The organism is Streptomyces sp. CLCI03 (genome assembly GCF_053615355.1).
This window is the reverse complement of the sequence record NZ_CM132132.1, coordinates 6,346,159-6,370,802: the sequence shown is the minus strand read 5'-3', so window position 1 is coordinate 6,370,802 and position 24,644 is coordinate 6,346,159. Positions and strand designations below refer to the sequence as shown.

Genomic DNA, 24,644 nt, shown 5'->3' with positions numbered 1-24,644 from the left:
GCCACGGTGTCCGGGATCTACGGGGTCGGGGTCAGGCCGGGGTCAGGCCCGGTTCCGCGGCCCCGTCCTCGTCGAACTCGTCGACCTCCTCGTCGAAGACGGAGCTGACGTCGAACCGGTGCAGCACGTCCTGCGGATCGATGTGCCCGAAGGGGGAGCCCAGCCACTCCCCCGGTTCCGCCACCTCCTCGGAGGCCGCGATCCAGAGCGTGGAGTCGCCCTCCTCCAGCCCGAAGTCCTTGGAGCGGGAGGCGATCTCGTCGGGCTCGTACTCCCCGAAGAGGACGCCCAGCGCGTCGGCGCTGCCGCCGTCCTGGACGAAGTCGGCGTCCCGGTCGTGCGCGGCGACCCGCTCGGCCTGGGCGATCAGTCGGGCCGGTTCGACCACGGCGTAGTCGCGGCGGATGAGCACGCTGAAAGCGGCGGGCTCGGCGGGCCCGGTGTACGGGACGCCGTCCTCGGGCGTGGGGATCTCGAAGGGGGTGACCTCGTCGTACCGGTCGTAGAGGAGTTCGTCGTACACCTCGGCCGCGGCGGCGAGTTCGTTGAACGCGGCGTAGACGTCCGGATCCTCGTCCCCGATCCTGCGCTCGACCGCGGCGAGGTGACGGTCGAGCGCGGCCTTGACCGCCTCGGCGGCGGCACGTACCTCGGCAACAGTGGGCAGATCGGCATCAGACATAGAGCAGACGCTATCCGTAGCAGGGCTCTGCCCGCACAATAGATGCGATGCCGGAATACGAATTTGTCGACGTGTACGTGCCCCGCGGTGTTCCTCGCAAGGAGGCGACCCGCCTGCTGACCGACCATGCCGAGTACGGGAACTGGGAACTCGACCGGCTGAGCCTGTACCGGGACGGCAGTCGTCGTGTGCGACTGCGCCGCCGGATCATCCGTCAGGTCCGCGCGACCTGGTGACGCGGGCCCCGGGGGCGGGGCCCGTGTCGTGAGCATCCGTCAGGCGGCGTTGCGGGCCCGCCGGTAGAGCACGGTGCCGGCGAGCAGCAGGCCGCCGGCGAGCGGCAGCCCGGCGGTAAGGACGTCGCCGGATCCAGTGGCGGCGAGACCGCCGGCCTGACCCGGGGTGTTCCCGGTCCCCGGACCGGGGTGCGTGACCGGGGTGCCGGGACCGCCGCCGGGGTTGGTCGGCGTACCCGGGTTGCCGGGGCCACCCGGGTTGCCGGGGCCACCCGGGTTGCCGGGGCCACCCGGGTTGCCGGGCGTGCCCGGACCGCCGGGGTTACCGGGGGTGCCCGGACCACCGGGGTTGCCCGGAGTGCCCGGACCACCGGGGTTGCCCGGCCCGCCCGGGTTGCCCGGACCACCGGGGTTACCGGGACCACCGGGGTTGCCCGGCCCGCCCGGGTTACCGGGACCGCCCGGGTTGCCCGGACCACCGGGGTTACCCGGACCGCCCGGGTGGTCGTCGCACGGTTCGTCGTCGCCCGGGTGCTCCGGCTTCGGGGGCTTCGGCGGCTTGGGCTTGGTGTGGCCCGAGCCGTTCGCGCAGCTGTTGCCGAAGGCCGGGTTGAGAGCCCCCACCACGGTGATCGTGTTCCCGCAGGCGTTCACCGGTGCGTCCACGGGCACCTGCAGGTTGTTCCCGGACAGCAGGCCCGGTGAGTTCGTGGCGTGCCCCGAGGCCCCGGAGTCCGCGTGTGCGTAACCCCCGCCCATCGCGAGGACACCCCCCGCGGCCGCCATGGTGATCAGGGTCTTCCTGGTGACCTGTGCCGGTCGTCGCATCTGTACTCGTCCCCTGGTGTGTACGTTTCGGCCGTCGTTCGACGGCCCGGCCGTCCTGGCTCCCCCGCCTGGTACGCCGGAAGTGAGAGAAATCCGGGCCGAAAAGCCCGGTGGCCCCGGAGCGCTGGGATGCGCTCCGGGGCCGAAGACTTCAGACGCGTCAGGCGTTGACGCAGGTGTTGCCGAAGGCCGGGTTCAGCAGGCCGATCACGGAGACCGTGTTACCGCAGACGTTCACGGGGACGTGCACGGGAACCTGCAGCACGTTGCCGGACAGGACACCGGGCGAACCGATGGCCGCACCCTGCGCACCCGCATCGGCGTGGGCCAGACCCGCACCCGCGAGAACCAGGCCACCAGTGGCAGCCGCAGCGGCGACAACCTTCTTGATCATTGTTCCTCCTAGTAGGCAATTGCGGTCCCAGCCGCGGACCGCAACACCTGTAACGAGGAGGGATCACCGGGGCTACGAGCGTATGAGTGCATTCACTCTTCTCAGTGGAATGCGCACACCTTCTCGAATCTCAGGCGTTGTCGATGAATCGGTCGAGCACCCGCACGCCGAACTTCAGCCCGTCGACCGGCACCCGCTCGTCCACACCGTGGAACATCCCGGCGAAGTCCAGCTCCGGCGGCAGCTGCAGCGGCGCGAAGCCGAAGCAGCGGATGCCGAGGTCGTCGAAGGACTTGGCGTCCGTACCGCCCGAGAGCATGTACGGGACGGCCCGCGCGATCGGGTCCTCGGCCTTCAGGGCGCCCTGCATGGCGTCCACCAGCCGGCCGTCGAAGTCCGTCTCCAGCGCCTTGTCGCCGTGCACGTCCTCCCGCTTCACGCGCGGACCGAGGATCCGGTCCAGGTCGGCGAAGAACTCGTCCTCGTAACCGGGCAGGAAGCGGCCGTCGACGTGAGCCGTCGCCTGACCGGGGATGACGTTGACCTTGTAGCCGGCGCCGAGCATCGTCGGGGCCGCCGAATTGCGCAGCGTCGCGCCGACCATCTTGGCGATGCCGCCGAGCTTGGCGAGCGTCGCGTCCATGTTGTCCGGGTCCAGGGGGGTCCCGAGCGCGTCGGAGAGCTCGTCCAGGAAGCTGCGTACCGTCTTGGTGACGCGGACCGGCCACTGGTGGCGGCCGAGCCGGCCGACGGCCTCGCACAGTTCCGTGATGGCGTTGTCGCTGTTGGTCATGGAGCCGTGGCCCGCGGTGCCCTCCACCGTGAGCCGCATCCAGTGCATGCCCTTCTGGGCGGTCTCCACGAGGTAGAGCCGCAGGTTCTCGTTCACGGTGAAGGAGAACCCGCCGACCTCGCCGATCGCCTCGGTGACGCCCTCGAACAGGCCCGGGTGCTTGTCCACGAGGTGCCGGGCGCCGTAGATGCCGCCGGCCTCCTCGTCGGCGAGGAAGGCCAGCACGATGTCCCGCGGGGGCTTGCGTCCGCTGCGCATCCGGTCGCGTACGACGGCCAGCGTCATCGCGTCCATGTCCTTCATGTCGACGGCGCCGCGGCCCCACACGCAACCGTCGGCGATCTCGCCCGCGAAGGGGTCGTACGTCCAGTCGGCGGCGTTGGCCGGAACCACGTCGGTGTGCCCGTGGATCAGCAGCGCCGGCCGCGAGGGGTCCTCCCCCTCGATCCGCGCCACGGTCGAGGCGCGCCCCTTGTGCGATTCGAAGATCTGCGGCTCCAGCCCGACCTCGGCGAGCTTCTCGGCGACCCATTCCGCCGCCTTGCGCTCCCCGGGGCCCGAGTGGTCCCCGTAGTTGCTGGTGTCGATCCGGATGAGGTCCCGGCAGAGGTCGACCACCTCGTCCTCGCCGGAGACGGTCCTGCCCGTGCTCGACTCGCTCACGCTGCTTCCTCCCACTGATCAGTACCGAACCCCCATCCTCCCGCTCCTGGCCGCTCTGCCCAAGGGCGATCCCCGGTCGTCGGGGGTGTGATCGAGGACCCCGGAATGTTTGGTAATGTTTTCCACGTCGGAACGGCCCGCGAGGGACGCGAGACAGACACCTTGTCCGGGTGGCGGAATGGCAGACGCGCTAGCTTGAGGTGCTAGTGCCCTTTATCGGGCGTGGGGGTTCAAGTCCCCCCTCGGACACCATGGTCAACCGACCAGATGGAGCCGGTCAAAGCGACGTGATGTCGCTTTGACCGGCTCTGTTTTTTGTAGCGAACGTAGTCCGGCCCCCCGGAGGGTGTCGAGCCAGCTGGTGAGCTTGCGCTGGTTGGCGTGGGCGACCCGTGGACGCTTCCGACGGGAACTCCGCCACCACCGTCAACGGGTCTCGTTGCCACCTCGCGTGCTATCCGGTGCTACAGCCATCCGCGCCTCGTGGCGTTCACCCCTGCCTGGAATCTGCTGACCGCCTCGAGTCTCTCCATCAGGTTGGACATCATGCGGCTGACGGTGCGGGGGGAGACGGAGAGCGTGCGGGCCGCGGCTTCATCCGTGTCACCTGCGGCGGCGAGGGCCAGGAGCGCTCGTTCCGTGGGGGTGCAGCCGTTGGAGTCGGGGCGAGGAGGCGCCCCGAAGGGTGTACCTGCGGACCAGCACTGCTCGAACAGCGCACGGAGGGCGGTGACGATGCCCGGGCTGAGGATTTCGAGTGCGCCCGCGCGGGGGTTCTCGGGATCGACGGGAATGATGGAGACACGGCGGTCAATGATGATCATTTGTACGGGCACGGTGGGTACGGTGCGCATCTGACCACCGTGCTCCGTCAGCCATCGGGCGTACGCGAGGGTGTCGGGGTCATTGCGGAAGCTGTCGCGGCACACGGCTCGGATGACGACTCCGCGGCGCAGGGCCTCTTCGTTGAGCGGAGTGGCGGCGCTGCGGGCGTCCGGGCGGTGGGCGCCGCCGGGGTTCAGCGACAGGCATTCGAAGTGGGTGGTCCGCTGGAGTTGTTCCAGTCTTGTGCGGATCGCGTCGAGGCCTTCAAGCCGGGTGGCGCTGTCGGACAGTCTCGTGCCGAGGTGGGCGGCGGCGATGGCCGCTATCTCCGCCCGGGCGCTTTCCACCTGGGCCTGGCGTTCAGCGATCTCCGCCTCGGCGGAGGCCAGCAGGGTGGCGAGTCCGATTTCGGGGCTGACCGGGCGGAGGCCGGCCCCCGTCTGGCCCGACGGTTTGAGCAGGGCGAGGCGGGCGAGTTCGTCGAGGGCGCTCCGTGTCGCCTGCTCGTCCAGTCCGGTGTCCGCGACGAGGGCGGCCACCCCGTGGTCAGGTCGTTCGAGCATCGCCCGATAAACAGCTTCTGCGTGGGCAGACAAGCCCAGCCACTGCAACATGAGATCCCCCCAGATACGAAGCCTTGATCGTAAAGGATGTTGCAGGCAATTTTCGGAGGCGGTTTTTCCTGAAAGGTGGAGTTTTGCGGGCTGAGGCGGTGTGGGTGGAGAAAATCGCGGGCCGGCGGATCGACCGATTTGCGATGCATACCCACTGTTCGGGGGGGGGGGAGCGGTGCGTATCGGTACGGGTGGCTGCGTACTGCCGCACCGACGCCATGACGCGAACCGCTTGACCCGCCTAAGCACCTCCCCGCCGCCCGCCGCCCGCCGCCCGCCGCTTCGTCCGGCGACCGCTTCCGCTCCTGACGCTCGAGCCTGGCGTGGTCCGGCTGCGGACAGGACCCAGGTGGCGTCAAGGCGCCAGGCGCCTTGACGCCACTCGCTTGCTAGTGACACCGGCCCACGGCGCGGACAGGCTTGCTCCATCGCACACGGCATTTCCCTGAATGGGGAGATGAGATGAATCCGTCGGCCAGCACGCCTATTGGGGTTGAATTCTTCATGTCCTACGTCGCCGCACGCCTGCTCGTGCCCACCGCACTCCTCGCCGCCATCGGATCCGGTGTGTTCGTTCTCGGCCTCTCGGAAACGCGGCACACGACTGCGGGCGATGGTTTCGGGTGGAGCAGCACGCACCAAGTGCTGGCCGGAGACGGCTACGGATGGAGCGCGCCGCGAGACGGTATCGCCCACCCGTAGCTCCGCTTTCGATACAGAGCGAGAAAGGCAAACCCGCCGGAATTCGCCATGTATATGATCACATTCAAATTGATCGGCTCCTGTGGATCAGTCACAGCCCCGAACGATGTCAGGGACCTTCTTACGGCCCACTTTGCTCCTGCGGACGGCATCGAGCACGTGACCGCAACGGCGGATCCGGGAGACGACCGCATCGATCTGGTTCTCTTCTCCCTCGCCGACTCGGAAGCCGAGGCCATGCTCACCGCTCGCGCAGCATGTCTGCGCGCCCTTGAGCGCGCACCCGAGCTCATCGCCTGGCGTCTGTCGGACGGCGCTGCCGGCGACGGGCCGGGCACTCGCTGAGCACTCCGGTATTCCGTCAGGGAAAACCGGTCGATCGCCTGCCGAAACCAAGAGGACAGGTTCGGATCGAGCACCATGCGTTTTCACGTTCAACCGCCATAGCTGGTGAGGGCATGGCGCGGCGCCCGGGGAGATCTCCGCGTCATATGAAATGGGAGAAAATGTCTGCAACCCTTGGTCGGCGGCTTTGCCATGCCGTGGCGACCACGCTCGGCCTGGCCATGCTGATGAGTGTCGCTTCGGTGTACACGCCGGTAGTCGCCGTTGCAGATGCGCTGCCGGTGAACGAGGGCGAGAAGGCGCTCAAAGCGGCAGCCGCATCGGGCAAGCCCGTCGAGGTGCTCGGCGAACGGACCGAGTCCACGACGACGTACGCGAATCCGGACGGCAAGTCCTTCCGCCTCGACACCTCGGCCGTTCCGGTCCGGGTCAAGGCGAAGGACGGCGCCGGCTGGGTCGCTCCCGACGCCATGCTGCAGGTCCGCCCGGACGGCACCGTGGGCCCGAAGGCCACCCTGGCCTCGGTCGGGTTCTCAGGCGGCGGCGATTCGAGTCTGGTCACCATCGGGCACGGCGGACGGACGATGTCCCTGGGCTGGCAGGGGGGAAAGCTGCCCAAGCCCGTGCTCGACGGTGACAGCGCCGTGTACCAGGAGGTGCTGCCCGGGGTCGACCTGCGGATGACCGCGACCTTGAAGGGGTTCCGCGAGGTCCTCGTGGTCAAGACGCCGGAGGCGGCGACGAACCCGAAGCTCCAGCGTGTCGAGTTCGACCTCGATGCCAAGGACGTTCGCCTCAACTCCACCAAGGACGGCGGGCTGTCCGCCACGGACGCCGACGGCAAGCCGGTGTTCAAGGCGCCCCCGGCCCTGATGTGGGACTCGAAGGGCGTGGCCACCTCGCCGGCCATGTCTCCGAAGGCGAAGATGGCCGCGGTCAAGAGCGAGGGCGGCGCACTACCCAAGGCGCCTCTCGGCACGGAGCCCGGCAGCCGTCCCGCCGACGGTCCGGCCCTCGGCTCCGGGGCCGCGAACATGCCCGTCGAGGTCGATGCCGACTCGCTGGCCGTCGTACCGGACTCCTCGCTGCTGAAGCAGAAGGACCCCGCGGCCTTCCCTCTCTACATCGACCCCTCCGTCGCCCTCGACGACGGCACCGAGCACACCGCGCTCCGCAACGACGGCGTCTCCTTCTGGAACTGGGACAACGGCAGCGACGGCCAAGGCAAAGGCATGGGCAAGTGCGGCTCCTGGAACGGCTACTACTGCGGCCCGGGCTACGTACAGCGCCTGTACTTCGAGTTCTCGCCGAACAAGCTCGTCGGCAAGGAAGTACTGAACGCCCGCTTCCGCGTCACCGAGCCGTGGGCCTTCCAATGCGACCTGCGCAATGTCTGGCTGGTCCGCATGGACGGGGAGATCTCCCCCTCGACGACCTGGGGCAACAAGCCCAACTACGCCGACCTCATGGGCGACCGTTGGCTGTCGGCCGGCCGCGGCTCCGCATGCGATCCCAACTCGCCCGCCGCACCCGTCGAATTCTCGGACAACCTTCCTGAGGAGCCGGACGAGAACCTCACCCCCACCGTCCGCGACTTCGCCAACGGCCGCTACAACCGTCTGAACCTGGAGCTGAGGGCCGAGGACGAGTCGGACACCGCCGCGTGGAAGCGCTTCCGCAACGACGCGGTCCTGTCCGTCGACTACATCGGCAAGCCCAACACCCCCATCTACGTCGGCCTGGTCACGGGCACGGGGGAGATCTGCTCGAACGACCCGGCCAAGCCGTCGATCGTCTCCGACCCGACTCCTGCCATGACAGCGATCACCGAGACGGTGTGGGGCGGCGAGTCCGGCGCCCAGCTGCGGATCCTCATGCAGACCGAGAAGAAGGAGACCAACGGCACCTGGACCCCGGTCAAGGCCACGGCGGCCGACGCCGACTACGTCAGTCGGCCGTCCTCGGGATTCGTGGGGGACAACGTCAAGGTCACCAGTGACCCGCCCGCCACGCTGACGGACGGCGCCCAGTACCGCTTCCGGACCTGGACCCGGTCGTACGCGGACGGCAACGAACGAACCAGCGCTCCCAGTGCGGACTGCTACTTCAAGGTCGACTCCAGTGCCCCCAAGGCCCCGACGGTCACCTTCGGAGCTCCGTACAGCCAGTGCACCAACACCGCGTGCACGGCGGCCGGCAAGCCCGGCCAGGCGGGTCGGTTCACCTTCGCTCCGGCCGCCGGCGACACAGTCACGGCCTTCCAGTACAAGCTGTCCACGGACACCACGTGGACCGAGATCGCCGGCTCGAACCCGACCGTCTCGATCACTCCGCCGCTGTCGGGGACGCTGAAGCTGAGCGTGAAGGCCAAGGACGCCGTGGGCCGCTGGGGAGCGACGAAGGTCGTCGACTTCGTGGTCAAGGAGGGCCCCGACCCGATCGGCTACTGGACCTTCGACGAGGCCTCCGGCCAGGCCATCGACACGTCGACCACCGACCCGGCGCTCAGGAACAACATGTACCTCGCCGCCGGAGCCCAGCGCCCCGCAACCGGCCGACGGGGCTGGGTGCAGACGCCCACCCCGCACGAGGACCGCGCGCTCCAGCTGACGAACGGCCAGTACGCGAACAGCGACAAGCCGGTGTTCGACACCCGTAGCTCCTTCACCGTGGCCGGCTGGGTCCGCCTGGACCGCACGGACGGCACCTTCTCCATGCTGGCCCAGGGCGGCAAGAACTTCAGCGGTGTCGCCATCACCGCCGCCGCCGGCCAGCCGTGGTCGATGCAGATGGCCACGGACGACACGGCCGGAGGCACCGGCGCGATCAGCCGGCTCAGCGGTCCGAACCCGGCGCAGGCCGGGGTGTGGACCCACGTCGCCGCCACGTACAGCGAGTCCACCGACCTCGCGAAGCTGTACGTCAACGGGCGGCTCCAAGGCCAGATGACCGTCACCAACCCCATCGCCTCCACCGGAGTCATGGCAATCGGCGCCGCCAAGCAGTCCGCCGCCTGGACGGAGCAGCTTCCGGGCCGGATCGACGAGGTCAAGGTCTGGCAGGACGAGAAGAGCGCCGTCGAGGTCGATCAGGACTCCTCGCTCTTCGACCCGGCGACCGGCAAGCCCGCCGTCGACCTGGCCGGAGCCTGGGACCTCACCACGGCCGGCCCCGCCTTCGCCGACAAGTCCGGCAACGGCCGCGCCCTGACCGCGACCACCGGTACGCCCGTCACGGGCGGCGCCCTGGTCCTGAACGGCTCCACCCAGGCGGCCACCGTCGCGGGTCCGGTCGTCGACGACACGGGTTCGTTCACGGTGACGGCAGAGGCGAAGCTCGACAACACCGCCCTCCTCGCCAAACCGAACGGCTACAAGGCCCAGGTCATCGGCCAGCGCACGGCCACCGGTTCCTCCTGGAGCCTGTGGTTCGAGAAGACCGGCATCCGCCAGGAGCCGGACGAGCAGGACCCGGCCAAGATGCTGGACTTCGTCGAGGGCAGCTGGCACTTCGGCCGCCTGACGGCCGACGGCACCGGGACCTCGGTGGCCAGCGACAGCCCGGCCGCGCTCAACGCGGGCGTCCAGGTGACCGGTGTCCACAACGCTCAGGACGGCACCATCACCCTCTACGTGGGCGCGGCCGGCCAGGCCCAGCCCAAGGCCTACACGGCCGGCGTCGGCAGCGGCGAGCTCGCCGTGGGCAAGGGCTTCACCAACAGCACCTGGGGCAACTTCCTGCCCGGCCAGATCAAGGACATGCGCCTGTGGTCCGGCGCGATGAAGGACGCCCAGCAGGTCACGGACACCGTCTTCGGCTCCGGTAGCTGACCCTCCGACTCCACCACCGATTTGCCGTGGCCGCCCCGCACAGGGGCGGCCACGGCCTCACCCGTACCCAAAACCCCTATCCACATGGAGCATTCGTGTCCATCCGACCACCAGGCGGAACAATCCGCCGCCGGCTGCCGCTGGCGGTCGCACTGGCCTTGGCCCTCACGGTGCCGGGGGTCATCACCCCGATAGCGGAGGCCGCGGACCTTCCGGGTGCCCCGAAGATCGCGAAGCACAAGGACGCCAAGGTCCGGGCCGTCAACACGCAGGGCGCCAAGGAAGCCCGGGAGTTGGTGGCCAGGAACCAGGCCGAGAACAAGGTCCAGGCGGACCGGGCCCGCGCCGAAGCCAAGGCCGACTGGCCCAAGGCGGCCACGCTGGAGGGTTCGGCCGTACGGTCGGGCTCGCGCCCGCTGGTCGACGTACGGTCCACGGCTCGGGTCAAGAGCCCGCTGCTCAATCCGTCCGTGCCCAAGGGGCCGGCGGCGCCCGCCGCGGTTCCGGAGGGAGCGGTCGGGAAGTCGACCGTCAAGGTCCTCGACCAGAAGGCGGCCGAGAAGGCCGGGATCACCGGTGTGCTCTTCTCGGCCACCGGTCCCGCCAACGGGCCGGCGCAGCTGACCGTCGATTACGGCTCCTTCGCCTCGGCGGTCGGTGGCAGCTGGTCCACCCGCCTGGGGCTGGTCAGCCTGCCCGCCTGTGCGCTGACGACGCCCGAGAAGGCGGAGTGCCGAAAGACCACCCCGCTGCCCTCGGCCAACGACATCAAGAACCGCACGGTGACGGCCGACGTCACCTCGCTCCCCGCCGGAACCACGACCACCACCAAGACCACCGGCAAGACCAAGTCCCCGGCGGCCGAGGCTCCGGCGGTCTTCGCCGTGATGGCGACGGAAACGGCCTCGCCCCAGGGCGGGGGCGACTTCGCGGCAACCCCGCTCTCGGCCTCCTCCAGCTGGGAGTCGGGAGCCGCGTCCGGGGCGTTCGCCTGGTCCTATCCGTTGACGGTTCCGGCCGCCGTGGCGGGTCCCACGCCTTCGCTGTCGCTCTCGTACAGTTCGGGGAACGTCGACGGCCGGACCGCGAACTCCAACAACCAGGGCTCGCAGGTCGGCGAGGGCTTCGACCTGACCTCCTCGTACATCGAGCGCAAGTACGCCTCGTGCGACGACGACGGACAGGATGACAAGTTCGACCTGTGCTGGAAGTACGAGAATGCCTCGCTCGTCCTGAACGGCAAGTCCAGCGAGCTGGTCAAGGACGACGCGACGGGCAAGTGGCGTCTGAAGGACGACGACGCCTCCCAGGTGACCTGGGGGACGGGCGCGGACAACGGCGACAACGACGGCGAGTACTGGAAGGTGGTCACCGGTGACGGTACGACCTACACCTTCGGCCTGAACAAGCTCCCAGGTGCGGGCTCCGAGCGCACCAACTCCACCTGGAGCGTCCCGGTCTTCGGCGACGATTCCGGCGAGCCCGGCTACGGCAAGGGCTCGACCTTCGCCGGCCGCCACGAGACCCAGGCCTGGCGCTGGAACGTGGACATGGTGCAGGACGTTCACGGCAACGCCGCCACCTACTGGTACGCCGCGGAGACGAACGACTACGCGAAGAACGGCGACAAGACCAAACTGCTGCCCTACACGCGCGGCGGCACTCTCTCCGAGATCCGATACGGCCAGCGCGCGGACTCACTCTTCACCGGCAGGCCCTCCCACAAGGTCACCTTCGACTACAAGGAGCGCTGCTTCGCAGCGAGCTGCACCAACCTGACGAAGGACACCTCGGACAACTGGCCCGACGTCCCCTTCGACGCGATCTGCTCGGCGAGCGAAACCGACTGCCGGGCGTCCGGACCCGCCTTCTTCACCCGCAAGCGAATGACGGCGATCAACACCTTCGCGTGGTCCACGGCCCTGGAGCCGGACAACTACGCCCCGGTGGACACCTTCGACCTGACACAGGAGTACCTGGACCCGGGCGACCTCGGTGACACCAGCGACCAGTCCCTGGTCCTGAAGTCCATCAAGCGCACGGGCAAGAACGGCGGTACGGTCGACGTCCCGCCGGTCGACTTCACCTACCACATGAAGCCGAACCGGGTGGACATCGACGGGGACAACATCGTCCCGCTCAACCGCCCCCGCATCAATACGATCACGTCCGAGACGGGCGCCATCACCACGGTCACTCTCTCCGACCCGCAGTGCGTGCGCGGCTCCAAGATGCCGGTGGCGGAGGATGACAACTCGCTGTCCTGCTACCCGGTGTACTGGCCGATCAACGGCGGTGACCCCAAGCTCGACTGGTTCCACAAGTACAACGTCACGGCGGTCACCATCGCCGACCCGGCCGGGCAGAACGACCTCGTCGAGAACGCCTACGAGTACGCGAACCCGGGCTGGCACCACAACGACGACCCGCTGACCCCCGAGGACGAGCGCACCTGGTCCGACTGGCGCGGCTACGGCAAGGTCACCGCCTACACCGGAGCCGTCGGCAAGACCCGCTCGAAGACCGTGAAGGTCTTCATGCAGGGCATGCGCGGCGACGCCCGCAAGGGCACGACCGCCACCCGCACCACCACGGTCGCGGCCGTACCCGTGCCGGGCCTGACCATCCCCGACATCAACGACGACGACCAGTACGCCGGCTTCCAGCGCCAGCAGATCACCTACGACGGGAACACCCCGCTATCGGTGTCCGTCACGGACCCGTGGAGCAAGGAGACCGCGAGCCAGCAGAAGTCGTACGCCAACACCAAGGCCTTCTTCGTCCGCCCGCAGAGCGCGTACAAGCACACGTTCCTGACGGGCTCCAACACCTGGCGGACCACCCGTACCGATACCGCCTACGACGCCTACGGCCTGCCGACGTCGATCTCGTCGGCCGGTGACACCGCGAAGACCGGCGACGAGACCTGCACCCGTACCTGGTACGCCCGCAACGACGCCAAGGGCATCTCCGGCCTGCCTTCCCGCGTCCGCACGGTCGGCGCGGAGTGCTCTCTCACCGACGACAAGCTGACCCTGCCCGCCAACTCGGCGACCCGCGGCGACGTGCTGTCGGACCAAGCCACCGTGTACGACGACAACGCCGCAACCGGTTGGACGGCGAACCAGACCCCGACCCTGGGACTGGCGACGTGGACCGGGCGGGCCCAGGCCTACCCGGCGGCGGCCGGTGCCGCGGACCGCAACCCGGCCGGCGCAGCCGGTTGGCAGACCGTCACCAAGACCACCTACGACACGGCCGCCGCCAAGCTCGGACGTCCGCTGACCGTCAGCGACACAGCCGGGAACACGACGACGACCAGCTACACACCCGCAGCCGCGGGCCCGCTGGAAGTCACAGTGGTCACCGAGCCGAAGCTCGCCTCGAACGGGCAGCAGCACAGGAGCTACAACTACACGGACCTGCGCGGCTCGACCGTGCGATCCATCGACGCCAACATGGCCTCGACCTTCCACACCTACGACGGCCTCGGCCGTGTGACCGCCACCTGGCTGCCCAACCGCGGCCAGTCGCAGTCCCCGAACGCCAAGTACGGCTACCTGCTGGAGCGTGGCAAGCAGCCGTGGACCTCGGTCAGCACGCTGACGGCCGACGGGACGACCTACAAGACGGCCTACACGATCGCCGACGCACTGCTCCGTCCGCTGCAGACGCAGACCCCGTCGCCGAACGGCGGCCGGATCCTGACCGACACCCGCTACGACTCCCGCGGCCTGGCCTACGAGTCGTACGCGGACATCTGGGACAAGGACAAGGGGCCGGAGGGCGTCTACGCCCGCGCCGAGTACGGCAGCACGCCGTCGCAGACGGCGACCGTCTTCGACGGCCTCGGCCGACCGGTCACTTCCTCGCTCCTCGTCCACGGAGTGCAGAAGCAGTCCACCACCACCAGCTACACCGGTGACTCGACCGCCACCACGGCCCTCCAGGGCGGCACCGCGACCCGCACGATCACCGACGCACTGGGACGGACCGTCGAGACCCGGACCTACTCGGGGATCACGCCGAACGACCCCGCCTACGGCGGAACCGCGCCCGGTACCCCGTACACCAGCGTGAAGCAGACGTACACGGTCGACGGCAAGCAGGCCACGACCACCGGCCCGGACAACGCCAAGTGGACTTACGCCTACGACCTCTTCGGCAGGACCACCAGCGCGACGGACCCCGACAAGGGCACTGGTACCACCACCTACACCGCGCTCGACCAGATCGCGACCACGAAGGACGCGCGCAACACGGTCCTGGAGTACGCCTACGACGAGCTCGGTCGCAAGACCGGTCTGTGGAAGTCGCCGAAATCCGACGCCAACCAGCTCTCGGCGTGGACCTACGACAGTGTCCGCAAGGGGGCTCCCACGGCCTCCACCCGTTACGAGGGCGGCCTCACGGGCAAGGCGTACACCAACTCCGTCATCGCCTACGACACCCTGGGCCGTCCCACGACGACCCGGCTGACCCTGCCCTCCGACGACCCGCTCGTCACCTCGGGCGCCATCGCGGCCACCACCGACACGACGTTGACCTACCGGCTCGACGGGACGTCGAACACAGTGGCAGCACCGGCGGCCGCCGGTCTGCCCGCAGAGACCCTCCAGGTCAACTACAACAACTTCGGCTTGCCGAAGGGGCTTTCCGGCACCACGGACTACGTGCAGGACGTGGCGTACTCCCCGATCGGTGAGCTCGAGCAGCTGACCCTGGCCCGTTCCGCGGCCGCCGGTGTCCGCAAGACGTTCATCGGCAACACCTACGAGGAGGGCACCCGCCGTCTGCTGAAGTCCACGGTCAACGACCAGACCCACAACGGCATGCTGCAGGAACTGACCTACAAGTACGACCACGCCGGCAACGTCCTGTCGATCTTCGACTCGGCCCCGCTCAGCGGCTTCACCAAAGCCGACAACCAGTGCTTCGCCTACGACGCCCAGCGTCGTCTGACCGAGGCCTGGACCCCGAGGACCGCGGACTGCGCCACCACCGGTCGAACCGCCGCCAACCTCGACGGCGCGGCCCCGTACTGGAACAGCTACACCTACACCGCGTCCGGGCAGCGGGCCACGGAGAAGACCAACACCGGCACCGCGCAGACCCGCACCTACTGCTACGACCCGGCCCGTCCGCACGCCGTGGCGGCCACCACCACCGGCGGCACCTGCGCCGGCGTCACCCCGCAGTACACCTACGACGCGACCGGCAACACCACCAAGCGCGCCGAATCGCCCGGCAGCTCCACCTCCCAGACCCTGAACTGGGGTCCGGAGGGCAAGCTCACCAAGACCACGGAGGGCGCCACCGCCACCGACTACGTGTACGACGCGGAGGGCGAACTCCTGATCCGCCGCGACCCGGCGGGCGAGACCGTCCTCTACGCGGGATCCAACGAGGTACACCTCAAGGGTGCCAAGAAGTGGGCCGTCCGCTCCTACACGATCGCGGGAACCAAGGTCGCGATCCTGACCAACGAATCCGGCACCGCCAAGCTGTCCTTCGTCGCGACCGACGCACACGGCACCTCGTCCCTGGCCGTCTCCGCCGACGACACCCAGGCGGTGTCCAAGCGCTACACCACCCCCTTCGGCTCCGCACGCGGACCGGCGCCGGCCAACTGGCCCGAGGACAAGCGGTTCCTCGACAAGCCGGAGGACACCGGCACGAACCTGACCCACATCGGCGCACGCGAGTACGACGCGGCCCTCGGCCAGTTCATCAGCGTCGACCCCGTACTGAGCCTCGACCAGCACCAGTCCCTCAACGGCTACAGCTACGCGAACAACAGCCCGCTCACCTTCAGCGACCCGACGGGCCTCGAGAGCTGCGGCAGCTACGGCTACTGCGGTGGCGGCGGCTTGACCAACGGTGATCACATCGAGGACGTCGGTGGCGGCGGCGGCGGCGGTGGTGGCGGCGGCGGTGGTGGCGGCGGCGGTGGCGGTGGTGGCGGCGGCGGTGGCAAGCAGTGGGGCAACGGAGGTTCCGGCAGCAAGCCCGGCCCCTTCGTCAGCGTCATCACACCACTCCCCTACATCCCTCCCACCATCGCGGCCCCCGAGTACGCGAAGGAGCGGGCGTGCCAGTTCGATCCGGTCCTGTCCTGCAATCCTGAGGACGCCGTCCACGGAGGGGAGAAGAACGGCCCCATCCTCGGAGTGGCAGCGCTCTGGGCGCTCGGGATGCTGGACCCTGAAATGACCTACGGGGAGGACAGCGGGGTTGCGCGAGACGTGATGAAGAGTGATCTCACCGCAGGACACCGAAATGAAATCGGAAGGCTCTTCTACGAGGAAGGGCAGAGGTCCGGTCCGTTGACTTCCAACTCCATCGGCAGCAAGGATTCGGATGGTCAGACGAGCCAGCTTCGGGAGGACCTCACCGCGATTGCCACACACGACGAAGCGAAGCTGGCCACGGCCGTCCTGGGGTCGTACACCGCCAATTATGAGATACTCCGCGAAGGTCGAAACGGTGTTCAGGCGCGCATCAGCATCACCAATCCGATGACGGTCTCGTCCTTCGCCCACGCCAAGACGGGCTACGGGACTCCTTCGGACAGGTTCCTGCAGAATCATGTAGACCATCGCGGTGTCATGGGCTACGGGAAGGGCCAGGCCATGACAGTCGTCTTCAGGGTGGTCATTCCGCGAAACTACAACTATGGGATACCGAAACAGTGAGAATCCGCAGTTCGATTCGAGTGGCCGCGCTCTTCCTGTCCCTCTCCGTTCCCGTCCTATCCTCATGTTCGGCCCTCGAGGCCGGTGGGATGGGATATCCGAACGGAGTCCTGGCCGGGCGTGACTCATTGGTTCGCTCGTGGAACGGTAATGGAACCGAAGTCACCCTGAAGGCGGACGGATCATTCGAATCCAAGGGTATCGACTTCGACAAGATTGAATGCCGTGAAGGGGTTCCGGATCCAGGGGCCGGTACCTGGTCCTCGTTCGACACGGGCCAGGGGGTGACGAGGATTTCTCTCAAATACGGAGCTGGATGCTTCGGCTCGCTCTGGGTCGGAACGATCGACGGTGTGACCGTACTGTGGCGGGAGACGAGCCCGGAGAAACACGAATTCACATCTCTGAAGTAGGTGTGCTCGGGCCGCACTGAGCGCCCACGCACGACCGCCGTGCGGCCCTTCCGGCCCCGCGGAACAGCGGAAGGCCCCGGAGACTTCAATAGGTTCTGGGAGTCGTTGCAACACACCCCAGCGCAAGGGGTGGCATGGACTTCGAGATCCGTGAGAACCGGCAGCCGCAGGGACGGAAGAAGCTCACCGCCGAGCGGGCGGCATAGTTCCGGCTCATGCAGCAGGGCGTGAGCAACACGGAAGCGTGCCGGATCGTCGGGATCAACGGGCGGACCGGGAAACGCCGGCGCCAGGGACGCGGCGCATCCGGCAGCAGTAAGGCGGCTCCACCGATCAACGCGGTGGAGCCGCCTTCCGTGCCGTCGCGGTACCTGTCCGTCCAGCCCGAACTCGTCGCGGAGATTCCAGGCGTACTCGGCGACGGCGGCGAACAGCTCGGTCTGCTGCTGAGCCGGAGGCCGTGGCCGAGGTCCGTGCGGCGGCAGGCCCAGACGCCCTCGCTGTCAGGGCGCACGAAGCGGCACTGTGCATGTCCGTCCAGCGTGGGATGCCAGACCGGGACACTCTGCTCGTGTTCGGCGGCGGGCCCGAGGGCTACGCTCTGGCCGGCCGTAGGAGTGGCGCGGATCGCGGTGACCGGAGTGCCGAGCTGGAGGGTGCCCGAGGGCAGCGCGGCCGCGAGCGTATCGGTCAGGGCCGCGGCGCCGCTGGTGAAGCGGTTGGAGCGGCCATCGATCGGGTTGCCTTCCAGGCGCCGCACGCCACCCGCATCCTGGTACACGCCGATGGGCAACAGGCACGCCGCGTACCCGCCGGGCAAGCCGCACGACGGGGTGCCAAGGTTCGAGCGCGCCGCTCGCCCAGGGCCGCTGCCTGAGCGGAAGGGGACCGGGGGCCGGAGGTGACGTGCTCGGGGTCCCCGGTGGGGCCGATGGTTCCGGTCCGGTACCGGGGGCGCGCGGGGGTGGGCGGTTCAGCCCTGGCCGTCCTCCAGCCAGGGGCGGAGCTTCTCCGGATTGCGGACCGCCCAGATGCGGGTGACGCGATCGCCGCTCAGCTCGAACGCCGCCACGGTGACGGTGACCCCGGTGTGCTGGGCGACCAGGCCGGGCCGGCCGTTGACCGAGCGTTCCAGGAGCCGCAGTCCGGGTGCCCGGTCGGCGATCTGGATCAGGTACTCGGCGATGCGCGCGCTGCCTTCGATCGGGCGCAGGGCGGCGCCGACCAGTCCGCCGCCGTCGGCGATCATCGCGGCATCGGGGGCCAGCAGACCGACGAGGGCCTTGATGTCCCTGGCCTCCCAGGCCTGCTTGAAGTCCCGGACGAGCGGGGCCTGTCCGGCCGTCGGGGCCGTCGGGACCCGGGCGGCGCTCACGCGTCGGCGGGCCGATGTGGCCAGCTGACGGCACGCGGCGGGCGTGCGGCCGACGATCTGGGCGATCTCGGCGAAGGGGTAGCGGAAGACGTCGTGGAGGACGAAGGCGACGCGTTCGGCCGGTGTCATCGACTCCAGTACGACGAGGAAGGCCATGTTGACCGACTCGTCCAGGGTGACCCGGTCGGCCGGGTCGACCGTCCCGGACCCGCCGCCCGTCGGGCCGCTGATCCACTCCGCGCGGTCGGGCAGCGGCTCGGGGACCCATTCGCCGACGTAGCGCTCGCGACGGGCCCGCGCCGAGCCGAGCAGGTCCAGGCAGATGCGGCCGGCGACCGTCGTCAGCCAGGCGCCGGGGGACTCGACGGCCTCCTGCTTGCCCCTCGGCATCGCGTACCAGCGCGCGTAGGTCTCCTGGACCGCGTCCTCGGCCTCGGCCAGCGAACCGAGCAGCCGGTAGGCGAGGTTGGTCAGGTGTCCGCGCTCCCCGACGATCACGTCCAGGTCCGGATCGGACCGGTCACCGCCCCGCGTGGACGACGTACTGATGCTCACGACCACTCCCCCTGGTCCGTCCCTCGACGCCTCGCCTCACATTTCGCGGGCCCACGTCGTCGGACTACCGAGACCTTATCGATCAACGCCGTGAGGCAGAAGAGGGGACCGCCACCATGGCCACACTGACGACGGAGAAGCCGCGTACCTTCACGTTCCTGCAGGTCGCCGTCGCACTGCAGACCTTGGGCATCTTCTTCCAGGCGGTCACCGCCGGGATGCTGCTGTCCTCGACCCACGGCGAGCTGCTGCACGGCATCGGGGCACGCGTGATGTACGGGGCGACGATGCTGTACGTGATCGCCGCGGTCCTGGCGTGGCGGCCGGGCGGCGGGTCGCCGCGGCCGATCCTGTACTCGTCGGGCTTCCTGGTGCTCGCCTCGGTACAGGTGGTCCTGGGCATCGCGCGCGTCCCTTCGGTCCATGTCCCCCTGGGTGTCCTGATGTTTGCCCTGAGCCTGCTGGCCCTGAGCCGCAGGCCGTCGGCCCACCGGTCCTGATCACGGCAACAGGGCAGGTCAGAGCGGCGCGATATCGCCCTGACCTGCCCTGTTGTTATGTTGGGACCACATCGGAGGGGCAGACCGGCCGAGGGAGGTCCCGTGATGTGGGCTGAGGGTGCCGGCCCGCGTCCGCTGTTCGGCGAGGACGCGGACGAGGTGGTGGCCGCCGCCCTCGTGGGCGATCCGTCCGATGTGGACCGGCTGGTGCGCGAGTACCGGCTGCTGCGGCAGATCGTCGACGGGGCCCGGGCGGGGATCGCCCTGCTCGACACCGACCTGCGCTATCTGTACGTCAGCCCGCACATGGCCGTGATGAACGGCCTGCCCGCCGAGGCGCTGCTGGGGCGGACGCTGAACGAGGTGCTGCCGGACGTCGAGCGTCCCGATGAGGTGCTCCACGCGGTGCTGCGGGACGGGCGCCCCCGGGAGCTGGTCCTGGAGGGCCGCACCCTGGCCGATTCCCCGTACGAGTCACGGGTGTGGCGGGGGACCTACCACCGGCTGGAGGAGGACGGGCGGGTCCTGGGGCTGGTGGGGATCGGCCTGGAGGTCAGCGCCCCCAGGGAGCGGCAGCGGGAGCTGTCGCGCACCAACCGGCGCCTGCTCCTGCTGGACACGGCCGCGGTGCGGGTCGGCACCACCCTCGACGTGGACACCACGTGTCGTGAGCTGACCGGGTTCCTGGTGCCCGAGCTGGCCGATGCCGCGAGCGTGGAACTCATCCCGCGGGACGGGCCGGACGAGAGGCTGCCCGAGGGCGGGTCGCTGCGGCTGCGGCGGGTCGCGGTGAGCTCGGTACGGGAGCTGTCGGCGCGGGTGCGGGCGCTCGGCGCGGCCGGGGAGTACCTGCGCTACCAGCCCGGATCGGCGGTCCGGCAGTGTCTGGAGAGCGGCGAGCCGTGGCTGGGGAACTTCTCCTCCGACGAGGCCTTCAGCCGGGCGGCGCCGAGCGCGGACCGGGTCTCCGCGTACCGGGAGGCGGGGATCCACTCGGGTGTCGTGGTCCCCCTGATCGCCCAGGACCGTCCGATCGGCACGCTCACCCTGGTGCGGGCCGGGGATTCGCCGGCGTTCGGGCGGGAGGACGTCGTCGTGGCCCGGACGCTGGCCGAGCGGGCGGCCACCAGTCTGGCCAAGGCGGAACGGTTCGCCCGGGAGCAGGGGATGGCCCTCGAACTGCAGCAGGCGTTGCTGTCGGAGCCCACCTTCCCGCACGGTGATCTCGAAGTGGCCTCCCGTTACCTGCCGTCCGGGACGGGGGTGCTGGTGGGCGGGGACTGGTTCGACTGCCTGGCGCTGCCCGGCGGGCGGACGCTGCTGGTGATGGGCGACGTCATGGGCCACGGGGTGGAGGCCGCGGTGGCCATGAGCCACTACCGCTCCCTCGTCCGCGCGCTGGCCGCGTCCGGGCATCCGCCGGCGGACCTCCTGTGCGAGGCGGACCAGGTGGTCTTCGCGGGCGGTCTGGACCGGGTCGCGACCTGTCTGCTGGTCCTGGTCGACCACGCCGCGGGGACCTGTGTGCACGCGAGCGCCGGGCATCTGCCCGCCATGGTCATCGGTCGCGGGGAGGGTCCGTTCCTGGCGCCGGTCCCGGTGGGACCGCCGCTGGGCACCGGCTACGGCCGGTACGAGTCCGCGTCCTTCGCGCTCCGGCCGGGGTGTGTCCTGATGCTGTTCACCGACGGGCTGGTCGAACGCCGGGGCGAGGACATCGACGCCTCGCTGCGCCGGCTCACGGGCATCCCGCTGCCGGTCGATCGGGCCCTGGACGAGGTCATCGACACCGTGCTGGCGGTGCTGGGGGTCACCGACGCCGAGGACGACGTCACGGTCCTCGCCGCGCGCAGTGCGGGGAGCCGGTGACGGGAGCACCGGGGTGAAACGGTGCGAGGCCCCCGCGCGGAACGGCGTCCGGCGCGGGGGGCCTCGTAGGGCGGTCGTGGGATCAGCGGCGGGTGGTGGCGAGTTCGGCCACGCGACCGCGGACCAGGTACCAGCCGCCGACCAGGGCGGCGCCGATGACCGGGACGAACAGGACCGTGGTGCGGCCGACGCCGCCGTCGCACCACATCAGCACCAGCACGGTGAGCAGGAAGACCAGGGTGACGATCTGCGTGTACGGGGCCCAGGGCAGGCGGTAGGAGGGGCGCTCCACGAGGCCCTGCTGGGCGCGGCGCCAGAAGAACAGCGAGCAGATCATGACCATCGCCCAGGTGCCGAGGATGCCCAGCGAGGCGAAGTTCAGGACGAGCTCGAAGGCGTCCTTGGGCATGAAGGCGTTCAGCCCGACGCCGGCGAGGCCGAACGCGGCGGTGAACAGGACGCCGCCGTAGGGGACCTTGCCCTTGTTCATGACGCCGGTGAACTTCGGGGCGGAGCCGGACAGGGACATCGAGCGCAGGATGCGGCCGGTGGAGTAGAGGCCGGAGTTCAGGCTGGAGAGGGCTGCCGTCAGGACGACGAGGTTCATGATGCCCGCGGCGCCGGGGACGCCGAGCTTGTCGAAGACGGTGACGAAGGGGCTCTGGTCGGAGCTGTAGGCCGTGTAGGGCAGGAGGAGGGCGAGGAGGACGACGGAGCCGACGTAGAAGAGGCCCACGCGCCACATGATCGAGTTGATCGCCTTCGGCATGATCTTCTCGGGGTTCTCGGTCTCGCCGGCGGCGACGCCGCAGAGCTCGACGGAGGCGTACGCGAAGACGACGCCCTGGATCACCAGGAGCATCGGGAGGACGCCGGAGGGGAAGAGGCCGCCGTTGTCGGTGATGTTGGCGAGGCCGGGGGTGGTGCCGCCGATGTCGTGGCTGGTGGCGACGAGCCAGATGCCGACGATCAGGAAGACGACGAGGGCGGCGACCTTGACGAGCGAGAACCAGAACTCCATCTCGCCGAAGTACTTCACCGAGATCAGGTTGGCGGTGAGGACGATGGCGAGGGCGATGAAGGCGAGGACCCACTGGGGGACGTCGGTGAACAGCGACCAGAAGTGGGCGTAGGTCGCGGCGGCCGTGATGTCGGCGACGGTGGTCGTGGACCAGTTGAGGAAGTACAGCCAGCCGGCCGTGTAGGCGCCCTTCTCCCCCATGAATTCACGGGCGTAGGAGACGAAGGCTCCGGAGGAGGGGCGGTAGAGGACGAGCTCGCCGAGTGCCCGGACGACGAAGAAGGCGAAGACTCCGCAGACCGCGTAGGCGATCGCGAGGGAGGGGCCGGCGCCGGCGAGGCGGCCGCCCGCGCCGAGGAAGAGGCCGGTGCCTATGGCCCCGCCGATCGCGATCATGTTGATGTGGCGGGACTTGAGGTCCTTGCTGTAGCCCTCGTCACCGGCGTCGACATGGCGGGTCGGCGCCGGGGCGGGTGCCTCGGTCAAGGTGCGGTCACTCAGGTCACTCATGTGGGACTTCGCCTTCGTGGATGGGACAAGGCAGACCCGGGCCGCCGCGCAGGGGAGCTGGGTGGTGTCCCCTGTGCTGCGATCCGGGTGGTTTGGTCGCAACAGGAGACCATGAGGCTCCACTCCCCTCCAAAAGCACCCCCTGCACGCAGAAGCCCCCGACGACCATGGAAACGGGTGTCGGGGGCTTCGCAGGGGCTGGAATCCGAGGTCAGGCGCCCGGGGTGTCCTCGGCCGCCTGGTCGAGGCGGAAGGCCTCGTTCCCGAGGCCGATCCGGGCGTGCGTCTCGGGTCGGGTGCGGCGCAGCACGGCTCCGTAGGCCAGGCCGATCACGACGGCGGCGCCGATGATGCCGGGCAGCACCCAGCTGAGCGCGGAGCCCTTCTCGGCGCCGACCAGGACGCCGAAGTCCTTGACGGTGTAGACGGCGATGGCGAGCAGGGCGAGACCGGCGGTGCCGGCCGCGACGAGGCGCCAGACCTGGGCGCCCGCGGTGCCGCGGCGGACGAAGAAGGCGATGACGGCGAAGGAGGCGGCGGCCATGAGAAGGGTCACGCCGAGGGCGCCGACGCTGCCCATCCAGGTGAACAGGTGCAGGACGGGGGTGGTGGGGTCGGGCGGCTGCACCGCGAGGGTGGGGTCGGCGGGTGCCTTGTCCTCGGTGAGCGCGAAGGCGATCACGACCAGGGCGGCGACCCCGGTCTGCAGCAGGGAGCCGGTGGCGGGGGCGCCGGTGCCGGCGTTGGTGCGCCCGAAGGTGGCCGGGAGCAGGCCCTCGCGGCCCATGGCGAAGGCGTAGCGGGCGACCACGTTGTGGAAGCTGAGCATGGCCGCGAACATGCCGGTCACGAAGAGGACGTGCAGGACGTCGGTGAAGGTGGTGCCCAGGCGGCTCTCGGTGAGCTGGAAGAGCAGGGTGGGGCCGGCCTCGGCGGAGGTCTTGACGACCTCGGAGGGGCCGGTGGCGACGGTGAGGGCCCAGGCGCTGACGGCGAAGAAGAGGGCGACGAAGCCGACGGCGAGGAACATCACGCGGGAGACGACGATGTGCGGCTTGCTGGTCTCCTCGGCGTAGACCGGGGACTGCTCGAAGCCGACGAAGGCGGCGATGCAGAAGCACAGGGCGGTGCCGAAGCCGGCTCCGCCGAGGGTCTCGGGGTTGAAGGCGCGGAGCGAGAGGCCTTCGGCGGCCGGCTCGGCGATGGCGGCGACGTCGAAGACGACGACGAGGACGCACTCGACGAGGAGGAGGACCCCGAGGACCTTGGCGTTCAGGTCGATCTTGAGCCAGCCGAGTGCGCCCGTGACGGCGACGGCGAGCAGGGCCGGTATCCACCAGGCGAGTTCGATGTCGAGGTAGGTGGCGAAGAGGCCGGATATCTCGAAGCCGAGGATGCCGAAGACGCCGACCTGCATGGCGCTGTACGCGACGAGGGCGACGAGGGAGGCGCCCGCGCCGGCGGTGGGGCCGAGGCCGCGGGCGATGTACGCGTAGAAGGCGCCGGCGTTGTGGACGTGGCGGCTCATCTCGGCGTAGCCGACGCTGAAGAGCGCGAGGACGGCGCCGAGGATGACGAAGAGCAAGGGCTGGCCGACGATGCCCATGACCCCGAAGGTCGTGGGCATGACACCTGCGACGACCATCAGGGGCGCGCTGGCGGCGAGCACGGACAGGAGCAGACCGGCGGTACCGAGGCGGTCGGCGCGCAGGGCCCGGTCCTGGCCCTTGTACGTGCGGATCTCGGCCGGGTCCTGGAGCGTGGAGGATCTGCCCGTCGGCATGGCGGCGTCCT

15 protein-coding genes, 1 tRNA gene and 1 pseudogene are annotated in these 24,644 nt (G+C 69.4%); 9 read left to right on the top strand and 8 right to left on the bottom strand.

All coding sequences use genetic code 11. The annotated features are described in order from the left end of the window. Positions 1-31: 31 nt before the first annotated feature. A complete protein-coding gene (locus tag ACWG52_RS29365) occupies positions 32-682 on the bottom strand; it encodes a hypothetical protein (RefSeq protein ID WP_033223908.1) in 651 nt (216 codons plus the stop codon). Positions 683-729: 47 nt separating this feature from the next. On the opposite strand from ACWG52_RS29365, the gene ACWG52_RS29360 reads away from it, so the two are divergent. After that, positions 730-918 carry a DUF5703 family protein gene (locus ACWG52_RS29360; RefSeq protein ID WP_030009118.1) on the top strand — a complete coding sequence of 63 codons (189 nt, stop codon included), beginning with the start codon at positions 730-732 and terminating at the stop codon, positions 916-918. Between the two features lie 39 nt (positions 919-957). On the opposite strand, the gene ACWG52_RS29355 is transcribed toward ACWG52_RS29360, so the two are convergent. The 3 genes from ACWG52_RS29355 to ACWG52_RS29345 form a co-directional block, all read right to left on the bottom strand. Further along, on the bottom strand, positions 958-1,746 hold the full coding sequence (locus ACWG52_RS29355) for a chaplin (RefSeq protein WP_390166417.1): 789 nt from the start codon (positions 1,744-1,746) through the stop codon (positions 958-960). Positions 1,747-1,906: 160 nt separating this feature from the next. After that, positions 1,907-2,140, bottom strand: a complete 234-nt coding sequence (gene chpH / locus ACWG52_RS29350; RefSeq protein WP_033223906.1) for a chaplin ChpH — start codon at positions 2,138-2,140, stop codon at positions 1,907-1,909. A 130-nt stretch (positions 2,141-2,270) separates the two neighbouring features. Then, positions 2,271-3,596, bottom strand: a complete 1,326-nt coding sequence (locus ACWG52_RS29345) for a M20/M25/M40 family metallo-hydrolase (RefSeq protein WP_030009121.1) — start codon at positions 3,594-3,596, stop codon at positions 2,271-2,273. Between the two features lie 164 nt (positions 3,597-3,760). Here ACWG52_RS29345 and ACWG52_RS29340 point away from each other — a divergent pair. Further along, positions 3,761-3,848, top strand: a tRNA-Leu gene (locus tag ACWG52_RS29340). Positions 3,849-4,060: 212 nt separating this feature from the next. Here the strand turns inward: ACWG52_RS29340 and ACWG52_RS29335 are convergent. Next, positions 4,061-4,984 carry a LuxR C-terminal-related transcriptional regulator gene (locus tag ACWG52_RS29335; protein WP_389814518.1) on the bottom strand — a complete coding sequence of 308 codons (924 nt, stop codon included), beginning with the start codon at positions 4,982-4,984 and terminating at the stop codon, positions 4,061-4,063. Between the two features lie 513 nt (positions 4,985-5,497). On the opposite strand from ACWG52_RS29335, the gene ACWG52_RS29330 reads away from it, so the two are divergent. The 5 genes and pseudogenes from ACWG52_RS29330 to ACWG52_RS29310 all read left to right on the top strand — a co-directional run. Next, the gene (locus tag ACWG52_RS29330) at positions 5,498-5,737 is read left to right on the top strand and encodes a hypothetical protein (RefSeq protein WP_033223904.1); all 240 of its coding nucleotides are present in this window, start codon (positions 5,498-5,500) and stop codon (positions 5,735-5,737) included. A 48-nt stretch (positions 5,738-5,785) separates the two neighbouring features. Continuing rightward, positions 5,786-6,082: a hypothetical protein gene (locus ACWG52_RS29325; protein WP_390140964.1), complete on the top strand. Its 297-nt coding sequence runs from the start codon at positions 5,786-5,788 to the stop codon at positions 6,080-6,082. Positions 6,083-6,324: 242 nt separating this feature from the next. Further along, positions 6,325-9,912, top strand: a complete 3,588-nt coding sequence (locus ACWG52_RS29320; protein WP_453126392.1) for a LamG-like jellyroll fold domain-containing protein — start codon at positions 6,325-6,327, stop codon at positions 9,910-9,912. Between the two features lie 95 nt (positions 9,913-10,007). Next, positions 10,008-16,607: an RHS repeat-associated core domain-containing protein gene (locus ACWG52_RS29315; protein ID WP_453126390.1), complete on the top strand. Its 6,600-nt coding sequence runs from the start codon at positions 10,008-10,010 to the stop codon at positions 16,605-16,607. Between the two features lie 547 nt (positions 16,608-17,154). Further along, positions 17,155-17,394 (top strand): annotated as a pseudogene (locus ACWG52_RS29310) (IS30 family transposase); the annotation flags it as partial. 599 nt (positions 17,395-17,993) lie between these two features. On the opposite strand, the gene sigJ reads toward ACWG52_RS29310, so the two are convergent. Beyond that, complete coding sequence (gene sigJ, locus ACWG52_RS29305) at positions 17,994-18,944, bottom strand: RNA polymerase sigma factor SigJ (RefSeq protein ID WP_389814588.1); 951 nt, start codon at positions 18,942-18,944, stop codon at positions 17,994-17,996. Between the two features lie 122 nt (positions 18,945-19,066). On the opposite strand from sigJ, the gene ACWG52_RS29300 reads away from it, so the two are divergent. After that, positions 19,067-19,450, top strand: a complete 384-nt coding sequence (locus ACWG52_RS29300) for a hypothetical protein (protein ID WP_033223901.1) — start codon at positions 19,067-19,069, stop codon at positions 19,448-19,450. A gap of 105 nt (positions 19,451-19,555) precedes the next feature. Further along, positions 19,556-21,319, top strand: a complete 1,764-nt coding sequence (locus ACWG52_RS29295; RefSeq protein WP_389814505.1) for a SpoIIE family protein phosphatase — start codon at positions 19,556-19,558, stop codon at positions 21,317-21,319. Positions 21,320-21,401: 82 nt separating this feature from the next. Here ACWG52_RS29295 and ACWG52_RS29290 read toward each other — a convergent pair whose 3' ends face one another. Continuing rightward, positions 21,402-22,841: an amino acid permease gene (locus tag ACWG52_RS29290; RefSeq protein ID WP_389814585.1), complete on the bottom strand. Its 1,440-nt coding sequence runs from the start codon at positions 22,839-22,841 to the stop codon at positions 21,402-21,404. Between the two features lie 220 nt (positions 22,842-23,061). Continuing rightward, positions 23,062-24,633 (bottom strand): APC family permease, encoded by a 1,572-nt coding sequence (locus tag ACWG52_RS29285; RefSeq protein ID WP_389814502.1) that lies wholly within the window; start codon positions 24,631-24,633, stop codon positions 23,062-23,064. Between the last annotated feature and the right edge of the window lie 11 nt (positions 24,634-24,644).